The sequence below is a fragment of the Photobacterium sp. BZF1 genome (assembly GCF_014349205.1).
Lineage (GTDB): Bacteria > Pseudomonadota > Gammaproteobacteria > Enterobacterales > Vibrionaceae > Photobacterium.
The window spans coordinates 1-12,497 of record NZ_JACSOF010000017.1; the positions used below are offsets into that span (position 1 = coordinate 1).

Sequence of the window (12,497 nt, forward strand, 5' to 3'; positions counted from 1 at the left end):
CTGTGGGTCTGTGGGTCTGTGGGTCTGTGGGTCTGCAAGAATACTCTACGAGCTACACTTCTTGGTCAAACTCTAACTTTAAATGCCATATATCGCTGCTAACTTTCCCATAGGGCCATAGCACCGCTCTTAACTCCACAGTACCGATGCTTTTAAAGCGGCAGGGTTTTGCCGCTTTAATCCGGAAAAAGCGAAGTGACTTACAAGTAGTTAAACAAACTGAGCTGCTTGGTTTGGTTGAAGGCGGCTTGTGAGGCCTGCAGGGCCAGCATATCTTCATTGAGTTCAATAATTGCTTTACTGTAGTCCAAGTCTTCGAGGCTACCTTTGGCCTTATTAAGGCTTAGCTCGAAATCTTTATGTTGTGATTCGTAAGTATCGAGGGTTTTCATCTCGGTACCAACTTCAGCGCGACGTTGGTTCATGTGGACGTAACTGGCATTGAGCTCTTCTATCGAACGTTGCAAGCTTGCGCGGGCTTCCGGGGATGATGTTGGGTACTCTGAATACTTAATGGCATCGTTGAGTGTCTGGAATAGGTCTATCGTTGAGGTTTTATCCAAAGACACACTATCGCCTGGCTTGATATCGCCATCCAATTGAACATCAAGATCCGCTTCAGAACCTACCGTCGCATCAACAAACTGAATACCTTTGGCGGGGTCATATTGATTTACTCCTTGTGACTGGCCATTACGGAATAGCTCATAATTCAAACCACCCTGACCATCATCATGAAAATTTACGCGATAGCCTGATGTGTCTGCCGACACCGCGTTCTTGGCTGATAACAGTGCAAGCTCAGAGTCTGGTTGCAAGCCTGCATAATCGGGCCGGTAATCACCAAACGGATTGTCTATACCCTGAAAGACCAAGTCACCGGGCTGGCTAGTTTTAACATGCACTGAGGTATCAATACGCGCTTCACGGTGACCGCTGTCCCCTTTGTAGTCCATTACACCGTTTGAACCTTCCATAAAAGGCTGGGTACGAACCAGATGGCCGGCGAAGACATAATTACCGCCTTCATCCTGAGTATTAGCTAGATTCAATAGACCTTCATATAAGCTTTCCAACTCATTCTTAAACGCCGTTTTGTCATCCCCCGCCATTGCACCGTTAATCATACCGATCACTTTCTGCTTGGCACTATCGACATGGGTTTCGACATTTTTCAGTGATGTTTCCAAAGTACCCAAGCGGTTATTGGCAAGTGTAATGGATTTCTGGAACTGCTCTATCTGCACCAGTTGCTGCTTGTACTTCTGGGTAGATACGGATGCGATGGGGTCATCTCCCGCCGTTTTAATACGCTTACCCGTTGCCAGTTGCTCATTAGTGTTATTCACTGCTCCCTGCTTGCGCATCAAGTTGGAAGTCAGGTTCTGATACTGGGAAAAAGTCGACACTCGATTAATCATATCGCCTCCAAACTTTATACTGCACGCAACAGCGTATCGAAGGTTTCACGGGCCACACTCATGATCCGCGACGATGCCATATAGGCCTGCTGGAACTTCATCAAATTGGCGGCTTCTTCATCCAGATTAACGCCAGAAACACTGGCAACCCGCTCGGTAGCAGCATCCAAGTCAAGCTGGCTAATTTGGCTGAATTTTTCGGCATTCATCTTCTGGATACCAACATCAGTACTCAACGTCTGAAAAAGCTCAATAACGCTAGAGCGTCCTTTGTTCATACTTTTGCGCGTCTGTACCTGCTGCATTTCCATCAGGTTGCTGTTGTCACCTTCGGCAGGCGTGGCTCCTAACTGGACGGTGAAGGAATCCCCCGCTATGGCACCACCTGAAATCGCCAACGTTGGCACTGGGTTGTTCATTCCATCGTCAAAATTAATTGCATTACCTTGTACTGGATATTTCAAATCCGTTGTCGGAGAGCCATTTTCATCAATCAGTGCCTGTTTAATGCCTTGATCGTTGTAAACCGATAGCGTGTCACCAGTATTGCTAATCACTACCTGATAACTCCCCGTTACTTGCGCTGACGGTAATGGCTCCAACTGTGCCGTTCCCTGATTTCCTTCAGCAGCAAAAACAACACGCTGAGCAGCAATGTCTGATGCCTCGTTAGCATTCATCGTCATTTGTGCCCCCCCCAAACGGACAGGTCGAATGGTAAACGTCTCGGAAGAAGGGGCTGCTGACAAACTATTTACGTCAATTGTCATGCCATCGGCTTGAATCACCTGAGGATCTGTCGCCAGAAGGGACTGGTTAAAAACTTCCTCCCCTTTTGCGTTAAACATCTGATAAGAGTTGGTGACGCCATCTGTACTAGCAGTAAGCTGATAATCACCCGTCTGGAGCTTAGATACATCATCAATAGCAACGGTCATGTCGGCCGAGCTGCCAACCGGCTTGAGTACTCTTTGTGACATAGCAATAGAGTCGTTTACATCAGCGAACAGGTTTTTCCCCTGTTCACCATTCAGGTCAAGACCTTGACGCTGAATAGCATTAACCTGTCCCGCAAAACCTATGGCCATTCTGCCAACTTCATCAAGGCTGCGTTCGATAACATCCCGTCGAAAGGAAACCATTGCACCCAGTTTGCCCCCCAGGCTATCGGGATTTAAGGGAGCCGTATTATGACCATCATCAACTGCAACCTGGCTTTGTAGGGGATCTGGCTCACCAGGGATGACCGTCAAACGAGATGATTCGGTTCCAGAAACCAATGTTTGCCCTTCACCGATGATGACGGTATTAGCAAGATTATCCTTTCCTTTTAGTACAGTTACCTTGGCGTACTGGGCAAGTTCATTGACCAAACTCTGTTGCTGGTCAAACAAATCATTTTTCTCACCGGCAGGATTTTCCTGAATACGCTTGTTCAAGGTGGCAATTTCTTGCCCCAGACTATTTACTCGGTCAACGGTTGCCACCAACTGATCATTAACATCACGCTGCATACCTGAAAGGGTATCGTAGGTACTATTGACGGTTTGACTAACCAGCGAGGCATTTTCCAACACTGCTTTCCTCGACCCGAGATCGTTAGGATGATCGGCCAAACTTTTCACCGAGTCGTAATAATCATTCATACTATCGACAGTTTTGCTGGCATTATTGGAGATATATTCATCCATCACTGCAAGTTGGGCATGACTCTCATTGGCCTGGTGAAGTTGGGTGGTCGACTGGGTCAGTTCCCTTGCTGCAAACTGATCGTAAGCACGGCGCACATTGTCGATATAAGCCCCCGTGCCATATTGACTACCACCAATCCAATGGGCATCATCCGCTTTCTGCTCGGCACTTTGGCGGCTGTAACCCGGCGTGTTTACGTTTGAGATATTATGACTGGTGACATTCAGTTGTTTCTGAGATGTCCTCAATCCACTCATACCAATATTGAGTAAATCCAACGCCATTATTTATCTCCAGCCACAAATACCCAGCAACATTGCCGTTTTTAGAACTCTTGCACTAAAGCAAAATCTATACCAACAAAAGGCAGGCATAGATATTGCATAAAAGTGGTTAATTAGCAATCCAAACCAATATGAAGAGTTTGCAATGAAGATAGACTTAACCCCAACCACGACGCTCACACTAGAGCAGGCCTTCCAACTTGGTGTTAACACGTACCAAGAGGGTAAAAAGACAAAAGCGCGTGAAATTTTCGAATCAATTCTTGAAAAAGCCCCAGAAGCTATCGATGTATTGCAAGTTTTAGCCGTGCTTGATGCTGATGATGGCAATTACAAAGTCGCAGAAAACAAGCTTCGTAAAGCGCTGTCATTGAGCCCCAATGACATTGCTATCAAACTCGATCTCGCACATACCCTCAAACTCCAAGGTTTGAATATTGAAGCGCTATCAGTACTTGATGAAATTTTATCCCTTTCCCCACAGCACCAAGGAGCCCTTCAGCTTCAAGGGGAAATTCACCAAGCAACAGGTAATCGCAGTCAGAGCCAACAATCTAATAAGGCTCTGCAGCAAGCCGAACATCACAAAAAGCAACACCTCGATCATGAGATACACAAAACCCTAGAGACAGTCGCTCAATTGTTGGCAGGTAAGCATTTCCAACCTGCAGAGCAACTGTTGCAGTCAATGCTATTGCTTAGCCCTAACCATTTAGACTTGCACCTTAAGCTAGCTACTGTTTATGCCCTACAAGAAAAATATACCAATGCCGTTCATCAGTTGAAATCAGCGTTATCCCTAAATCCTCATAATGAAAATATAGCGTTGATGATAATAAAGCTATATAGAGAAACTAAGCAGTATAATGAGGGGATAAAGACATATAAGGACTTTATCAGCCAAGGTAATAAACCATCTTTTGAGACAAAAAAACTTTTTGCGGAGCTAAGCCTACTGTCCGATGAGTTTCATACAGCCTTCGTCGAAAGTAAAAAGTTATTGAGCACTAACCCTAAAGATAAGGATTTATTGTGGATCTATGCTCTAGCTTCATACAAAAAAGTCCATACTCGACAGAACTTCGATCTCAAATCGATGGAAAAAGCTGAGCGTAGCTTAGAGTTTGCAATGCAAGCCAATATCAAAGATCACGGAAGAGCAGTTCAAATATCAAAGGCATTATTCGATCTAAATTACTATGTTGGTAATTTTGAAGTAGCAAGCACCTACCTTAACCGTATTGAAAAAGATTACCCAGATGATAGTAAGGTGTTATGGAACAAGCATATTTTACATAACTATAACCATGACTGGGAAAACTACTATTATGCTTTCGAGAAAGGGATCGAAAGTGGTGATCGACTTTCATACAACCCAAATAAACCTTTTTGGACACCGCTAAGACCATCAACCGATACTGTGCTGGTTCTTCGAGAGCAAGGTGTTGGTGATGAGTTGTACTTCTGCCACAACCTTAACTACTTGATCCAAAGAGTCGATAAAGTCTATTTCGCCTGTGATGAACGCCTCATCCCTTTAATTAATTCATCTTTCCCTACAGTGGAAACAATAGCGATCAAGCCAAACTCATCGTTTATCCGTAACCAAATCCCTCTTAAATTATTAGAGAAAGTTGATAGTTGGTTACCTATAGGAAGTATCAAGCAGCATATCTATAATGATAGCCAGCAACATTGGCTTGACGAAAGTTGTGTAACACTGCCCCTTGAATTACAAAATGAGTGGGAGCAAAAAGTTCAGTACGACAGAAATGATGATTCATTAAAAATAGGCATCAGTTGGCGAAGTGGACTTCGCTCAAGCGTCCGAAATGCCCACTACCTTTCTCTTAATGAACTTGCCCATTTCATGAAGCAATTCCCAAATGCTACGTTTTACAATTTACAATATGGCGACTGCCAAAAGGAGCTTAAAAAAATAAAGCAACTCACAGGGATCGATGTAATCAATTTTGAAGATCTCGACTTGAAAGATGATTTCTTGTCCACTGCGGCATTAATGAACAACCTTGATGCTGTCTTTAGCTGTGGTAATGCCGTATTCCGACTTGCCGTCGCGGCAGGGGTTCCGAGTTATGTCTATTATGCAAGGGAACAAAGCGACGATTTCACTCAACAAGTTGCATTACATGGTGAAGGCAACAGCAAGCGGCATGAACACCTGTTTGCTTACCCGCCCTTACTTAAAAATAAATACCCATTAGTTGAATCTATTGCTAACCAAATAAAGTCAGATTTCGCTTAAATTTAGAATATATGGCTTACTCCAGATTAAACATGGAGTAAGCCATCACCTCTATATAAATTACCATCAATTATCTACCTTACTTTAATTTCAATTAACTTTTACCAATACTCATCCCTCAACCCCCTCCTCTCTATATATTAATTCGTTATATTTTATTTAGGCTTGTATTGAAAATACCTAAAAGCCCTCACCTTGATAACAATCCTAGCCCATCAATAAAAATGGTTATTTAAGTAAATAAAATCAACACCTTACAAAGAAACAAGGAATTATTTGATTGTTCATTTCAAAAAGATGAAAACGGTCAAAAATTTGACGATCAAGCTTGTAAAGAAATAGCATTTTATATATTTATTATATGTTCACGCAAAAAACGACTTCATACGTATGGGGCCCAAACCTATTATTGATAGCCAGATCAGATAATTTTATTTTTTTTTAGGTAACACTGGATTAACAGTATAGATTGTATATATAATTATTACATTAATCCTCAAGCACTTTATAGGTGGCAATTATGAATATTGGTCTCGCAACATTGCTCGGCTATGCCATTAAAGAAATCATTGCGCCTGTGATTTTGGATAATGTACGGGAAGGTAATCAATCAAAGGTAGAGACAAACGAAATTCAGTCTGCCTTGTCTGAAAGTGAAGATACGTTGAAGATTATTTCATCCATTGTGGATGTGTTTGTTTAGACCTTTCTTCTGATCGGTTAGAACTCTTTATCCATTAAACCGCTTACCTGATCATAAACCCTCATGACTTTCTCGCTATACCTTGGGTCAGTTGCGTAGCCTGCCTTGTGGATCTCATCAATAAACGCCTTCGGATCTTGGGTGTTTTCTAGCGCCACCGAGTACCTTGGGTTCTGTTTCAAGAACTGTGCGTAGTCATTGAAGCTTTCATCGAAAGAGCCATACGAGCGGAATGCCGCCCTCTCCTGAACAGCAATACCTTGGTGGTACTCCAGTGTCTGCGTTGCCATCTTGTCCCCTTTCCAACTCGGATCAGCCTTGATATTGAAAAGGTTATTACTGTTACCGCCAGCATTGCTGATGACTTTTTTGCCCCAGCCTGTTTCCAGGGCTGCTTGAGCAATCAATACTGCAGGATCAACGCCTAGGACATTGGCCGTACGACGGGCATACGGAGCCATATGGGTAACAAACGCTTGTGGGGAGTCAAAGCTTTCAGGCGTTCGGGAAGAGTCCAAACCTAAAGGGGCAGTATTGGCCATATTCCGCTGGGCAATCGCTTTATTGGCTATCTGGGTGATCTCTTCTTCACTGATTTCAGGTTTAGGGCCTGCCATAGAAGGCGAGTTGGCGTGATTAACCGCAAGGTGATCGTTGGCTTTAATGTCTTGCCGCTCAAAAGGCAGGTATTTGCCGCCCTTGTCCAACTCAACAAATTGCATTTCTTTGTCTAACGAACCGTCACTTTGCTTGACTGCATCAGTATCCTGATGGGCCCCAAGTTGCTGGACAATCATATCCGCCAGGCCCAAAGAATTACTGCGACTCAACTCACTAGCCATCTGCTCATCGTGCATCTGCTCGAAGAACTTGGTATTGCGGCTGCTCATCAAGTCCGACTCAAACGCAGAGTTCGCCTCGCGCATTGACTTAAACATCATCTGGGTAAAGATCGCTTCAAACTGCTCGGCCGCCGCCTGCAAACTGGCCTGCTCACCATCCTTACCTGTTTTTACCCCGGCCCGCAGGCGATCAAGGCTTGAGATATCAAGAACAAAGCTGGTATCAGTCGGACTTTTCATCTGGCTCTCCCGTTAGATGATGATCAGCTGGCCTTCGATGGCTCCGGCTTGCTTCAACGCTTGCAAAATCGCCATTAGATCAGACGGTGCAGCCCCAACCTGATTTACTGCACGAACCAAATCGTCGAGCGTCACCCCTGGTTCGAACAAGAACATACGTGAGTCTTCTTCAGTCACGGTAATTTCGCTGTCTGGCACCACCACAGTTTGACCACCAGCAAAAGCATTCGGCTGGCTGGCCGATAGGTTTTCCTTGATAGATACCGTCATCCCACCATGGGTGATCGCCGCAGGCTTCAATCGGACATGCTGACCGATAACAATCGTACCAGTGCGGGAGTTAACGATAATCTGCGCACCGGAATCTGCAGTTTCAAACTCAACATTCTCAATGGTTGAGAGAAAAGCAACGCGCTGACTCACATCACGCGGTGCTCGAACCCTTACCGATGCTGCGTCCATCGCAGAAGCCACATCAGGGCCAAGGAAACCGTTAATGGCATCGACCATATTCTGTGCGGTAGAAAAATCAGGCTCGAACAGGTTGAACGTCAGGAAGTCGCCACGGCCAAACGGGTTCGGTACTTCCTGCTCGACAATCGCACCGGAAGGAATGGTGCCAACCGTTGGGGTGTTGCTGACAATACGCGAACCATCAGCGCCATCAGCGGTAAAACCACCCACCACCAGGCTACCTTGTGCGACCGCATAGATGTTCCCGTCCAAACCTTTAAGGAATGTTTGCAACAACGTGCCGCCACGCAGACTCTTGGCTGAGCCTACCGAAGAAACCGTCACATCAATTTGCTGCCCCTGTTTAGAAAAAGGCGGAAGCGTGGCATGAACAGCCACTGCAGCAACATTTCGGGTACGGAAACGCTCACCTTCCGGGATGTTGATGCCGAAGTTATTTAGCATGGCACGGAAGCTTTGCTCGGTGTAATACGCCGATGACGATTCGCCGGTTCCCGGCAAACCAACCACCAAACCATAACCCACCAGTTGGTTGTCTCGTACACCGGCAACAGCTGCAACATCTTTAATTCGTGCAGCGTGTGCTTGCGGCAAGACGGCTGGCAGTACCGACACCATCAATAAGCCAACAAGCACTGATTGAAATAACGTTTTCATGACTTACATCGCCGCATTGAAGAATCGGGCAAACCAACTTGGGGTTTGGGTATCTTGGCGGTCACCGGTTGCCGAGTATTGGATACGGGCGTTGGAGATACGCGTTGATGGAATGGAGTTTTCCGAGTCGATATCGTCTGGACGAATGGTACCGCTTACCCGGATATATTCATCACCACTGTTCAAGGTCAGCCACTTTTCTCCTCTCACCAGCAAGTTGCCATTTGGCAGGACTTCAATCACCTCGACAGAAATAGAGCCTGAGAAACTGTTGCTTTGATCCGAGGAAAGGCTACCTGAGAATGAATTGTCATTGGTCAGGGCATAGGATAAGTCATAGCTTCCAATGTTAACCGGACGGCCGCCCAACATGATGGGCTGCATGTTCATATCGGTTGATTTGCCCAAATCCGAACTGGCACTCTTTCTGGCTTGGGTGTTTTCTTCCAGTAATACAGTGACGATATCGCCAAGGCCCGTTGGGCGAGAATCGTTATACAGCCCCATAGAGTTAGTATTGCTAAATAGAGAACCGGTTGAGGTCGCATAATGTTCCGGCTTTTCCGGTGGGCGGACAGATGACCAGTTCGGATCGCCCTGTACCGCATCTTCCCGGGTTCTGACCAAGCCGATAATGCCATCGCTTTGTTCTGTCGTGCCTTCCACGGCATCAACATCGCTCACAGCACTATCTTGATCGGAGCCCGTATCGAAATCCTGTACACAGCCCGAGACGATTGCCACCAGCAAAACCAGCCAATACTTACCCATACCTTACTCCCTGTTATAGCTGCTGGTTAACGTAGCTCAGCATCTGATCCACGGTTGAGATCACCTTGGAGTTCATCTCATAAACCCGCTGTGCCTCAATCATATTGACGAGCTCTTCTGTGACATTCACATTTGAGGTTTCCAGCATTGACTGGCGAACACTACCAAAGCCATCAAGCCCCGGGATCCCTTCCTGCGGATCGCCGCTTGCCCCTGTCGGCAAGTATAGGTTCTGACCAATCGGCTCCAAACCGCCTGGATTGATAAAGTTAGTCAGGTTGATCTGGCCCAGTACCTGGTTTTCCTGCTGATCACGGATACGGGCAGAAACCTCACCATCCGTACCGACAGTGATCGCCACAGCGTTATCTGGAACAACAATTTCTGGCTCCAAGACGTAGCCCGCACCCGAGGTCACAATCTGACCTTCGTTACTGACCGTGAATTGGCCGTTGCGGGTATACCCGATATTGCCGTCTGGCAGCATCACCTGGAAGAAACCATCACCCTCGACCATCATATCAAGGGCATTGTCGGTGGTTTGGGTATTGCCCTGGGTGAACACCTTCTGCGTGGCGACGACTTTCGAGCCTGCCCCTAGCATCAAACCCGATGGCAAGGTGGTATCTTGTGTCGCCTGGCCGCCTGGCTGGTTGATATTCTGATAGAACAAGTCTTCAAAAACCGGACGGCTTTTTTTGAAGCCTACAGTCGAGGCGTTAGCTAGGTTATTGGAAACCGTTGAGATATTGGTTTGCTGGGCATCAAGGCCAGTCTTACTAACCCATAGAGCTGGATGCATTGATTAACTCCTCGCTATTATCCGATACGCATTAAAGATGAAGACGCTTTATCCATGTCTTCTGCGGTTTTCATCAATTTGACTTGCATTTCAAAGTGGCGCTGAAGGTCAATCATGCTGACCATTTCACCCACCGCATTGACGTTGCTGCCTTCAAGGGCACCACTGAGCAAGGTTACGCCCGCATCAGCTTCTAACCCTTGCGGATTTGGGTTTGTTGGCTTGAACAAGCCATCAACGTCTTTATACAAACTATTATTTTCTGGGTTAACCAGTTTGATCCGGTTGATCGCGACCATCGCTTCCGGCGGCGCCCCCTGCGGCAAGATGCTGACCGTGCCGTCTTTCTGGATTTCAATCTTGTTGATAGGGAGCGGTACGAAGATAGGTGCATCGGCTTCACCTAAAATAAGCTGGCCGTTACTGTTTTGCAGCATACCCATTTCATCAATTTTCAAGTGACCTGCTCGGGTATAGGCTTCTTGGCCTGAGGCATCTTGTACGGCCAACCAACCATTGCCTTCAACCGCAACATCCATGGCACGCCCGGTCATTTTTACCGAACCCTGCTCGAAGTTGTTACCCGGACGCTCAGTCATTGAAAAAACGCGGGTCGGCAAACCTTCACCATAAGCCTGCATACTTCTTGCCTGCTGCAGATCTGCACGGAAACCTGTGGTATTAACGTTAGCGAGGTTGTTTGCTGCAACCTGCATGCCGTACATATCTTGTTTAGCGCCACTCATGGCAAGAAATAATGCGCGATCCATCTATGCTGTCCCCTATATCGATAAGCATTAGCAATGCAAAAAGCATACCAGTGATAAATTTGTCGCTAGAGTGCTGATTTTAAAGAAAACAAAGCAAAAAAGGGAGACTAGAGAAAATAAAGGGGAAAAGAGTTGCCGCTTCACTGACGGTTGTGGTCAAAGAGCGACCAACTAAATATAACTGGCCAATAGTCATGTCAAAAAAATGGCACAAAAAGCCCATAACCGTCTAGGCTATGGGCTCACTATCTAGCAGGATATGATTAGCGGATCTGCAAGATGTTCTGCTGCAGCTGATTATTTACATCCAAAGCACGCGAACTGGCCTGGAAGTTACGCTGCGCGGTGATCAAATCCACTAGCTCCTGGGTCATGTCGATATTCGACTGCTCCAAGGTACCATTTTTAATCGAACCAAATGATCCTTGTGACGCATCACCCCATACAGCTGCACCGGAGTCTTGGGTCACATTCCATAGCGTACCGCCAAGCTGGGCTAGGCCCTGCTCGTTGGCCACTCGTGCCATAGCTACGCGGCCAATCACCTTGTCCTTGCCGTTTGAGTACGAGGCTAGGATGTTGCCGTCAGAATCAATATCGACATTTGATAGGTAGCCCGTCGTCGCACCGTCTTCATCTTCTAACTTGCGAATTTCAAACGGTGAAGCGTACTGGGTCGGCTCATCATAGTTAAAAATCAGGTTCTGGGAGCCATCTGCACCACCAAGCTGAATACCTGCCGTTTGGAAATCCACTGTTTGGAAGTTTGGTGGTGTTGTGATCAATTGGCCGCCCGCATCAAACTGCAATTGGTGACCAACATGACCTGTCGTATTGTTTGGGTCATCAACATTCAAGGCTTTTTCACCACCGCTGTCACTGACCGTGTAATAAACATTCCAGGTGTTTTCTGGCGCACCCGGCGCGCTGTCATCCTGCTTCACATAATATGCAGACATTTTTAGCGGGTTGCCTAGCGAGTCATAAATCGTCGAAGAGGTCGACTTGTTATATGAGTCAGGATCATTGAAATCGAACGGCGTGATCTTAGGTGGAGCCTCACCGCTAGGTAAGTTCATGGAAATGTTCATGTTATTTGACATATTTGGCTGACCAAACGTGTCATCGATTGCCATCGCCTTCGGCTCGTAAGAAGCAACCGTATTGGTATCCTGGTTGACTTCATAGCCAAGCAGGTAATTATTGTCAGAGTTAACAATCTCGTTGTTGTTGTTGAGGTGGAAAGCACCATTACGCGTCAGGTTGTTGTTAGCTGGCTCTGTCTTATTGGGTGCTACCGCAAAAAAGCCTGTACCCGAAACACGCAAGTCCAGCGGGTTATTGGTATAGATACTCGACCCTTCATGGAACTGCTGGGCGACAGTTGCCGTTTGTACGCCACCACCGGTCGTGGTCTTGGAGTTCGAAAAGATAGAGTTGGAGTACACATCAGAGAATTCGGCGCGAGACTCTTTGAAGCCATAGGTATTGGCATTGGCGATGTTGTTACTGGTTGTGTTGAGATCTTTTTGAGCCGCACCCAGGCCACTCAAGGCAATATTCATGCTCATAGTT

At 46.3% G+C, this 12,497-nt stretch carries 10 protein-coding genes; 2 read left to right on the forward strand and 8 right to left on the reverse strand.

The window, feature by feature from the left end; translation table 11 throughout:
• Positions 1–200: 200 nt before the first annotated feature.
• Together flgL and flgK are read right to left on the reverse strand one after the other, a co-directional pair.
• Positions 201–1,421, reverse strand: a complete 1,221-nt coding sequence (gene flgL / locus BIZ37_RS05405; protein WP_187460617.1) for a flagellar hook-associated protein FlgL — start codon at positions 1,419–1,421, stop codon at positions 201–203.
• A gap of 14 nt (positions 1,422–1,435) precedes the next feature.
• Positions 1,436–3,397, reverse strand: coding sequence for a flagellar hook-associated protein FlgK (gene flgK / locus BIZ37_RS05410; RefSeq protein ID WP_187460618.1), 1,962 nt, complete (start codon positions 3,395–3,397; stop codon positions 1,436–1,438).
• 145 nt (positions 3,398–3,542) lie between these two features.
• Between flgK and BIZ37_RS05415 the strand changes: the two genes are divergently transcribed.
• Together BIZ37_RS05415 and BIZ37_RS05420 are read left to right on the forward strand one after the other, a co-directional pair.
• Positions 3,543–5,663, forward strand: a complete 2,121-nt coding sequence (locus BIZ37_RS05415) for a lipopolysaccharide assembly protein LapB (RefSeq protein WP_187460619.1) — start codon at positions 3,543–3,545, stop codon at positions 5,661–5,663.
• 520 nt (positions 5,664–6,183) lie between these two features.
• Positions 6,184–6,366, forward strand: coding sequence for a flagellar hook protein (locus tag BIZ37_RS05420; RefSeq protein ID WP_187460620.1), 183 nt, complete (start codon positions 6,184–6,186; stop codon positions 6,364–6,366).
• 17 nt (positions 6,367–6,383) lie between these two features.
• On the opposite strand, the gene flgJ is transcribed toward BIZ37_RS05420, so the two are convergent.
• The 6 genes from flgJ to flgE all read right to left on the reverse strand — a co-directional run bounded on the left by flgJ (position 6,384) and on the right by flgE (position 12,493).
• Positions 6,384–7,448 (reverse strand): flagellar assembly peptidoglycan hydrolase FlgJ, encoded by a 1,065-nt coding sequence (gene flgJ, locus BIZ37_RS05425; protein ID WP_187460621.1) that lies wholly within the window; start codon positions 7,446–7,448, stop codon positions 6,384–6,386.
• 12 nt (positions 7,449–7,460) lie between these two features.
• Complete coding sequence (locus BIZ37_RS05430; RefSeq protein ID WP_255526680.1) at positions 7,461–8,540, reverse strand: flagellar basal body P-ring protein FlgI; 1,080 nt, start codon at positions 8,538–8,540, stop codon at positions 7,461–7,463.
• A gap of 42 nt (positions 8,541–8,582) precedes the next feature.
• Positions 8,583–9,350: a flagellar basal body L-ring protein FlgH gene (locus tag BIZ37_RS05435; RefSeq protein ID WP_187460623.1), complete on the reverse strand. Its 768-nt coding sequence runs from the start codon at positions 9,348–9,350 to the stop codon at positions 8,583–8,585.
• 13 nt (positions 9,351–9,363) lie between these two features.
• On the reverse strand, positions 9,364–10,152 hold the full coding sequence (gene flgG, locus BIZ37_RS05440; protein WP_044624008.1) for a flagellar basal-body rod protein FlgG: 789 nt from the start codon (positions 10,150–10,152) through the stop codon (positions 9,364–9,366).
• 17 nt (positions 10,153–10,169) lie between these two features.
• Complete coding sequence (gene flgF, locus BIZ37_RS05445; protein ID WP_107299301.1) at positions 10,170–10,922, reverse strand: flagellar basal-body rod protein FlgF; 753 nt, start codon at positions 10,920–10,922, stop codon at positions 10,170–10,172.
• Positions 10,923–11,185: 263 nt separating this feature from the next.
• Complete coding sequence (gene flgE, locus BIZ37_RS05450; protein ID WP_187460624.1) at positions 11,186–12,493, reverse strand: flagellar hook protein FlgE; 1,308 nt, start codon at positions 12,491–12,493, stop codon at positions 11,186–11,188.
• Between the last annotated feature and the right edge of the window lie 4 nt (positions 12,494–12,497).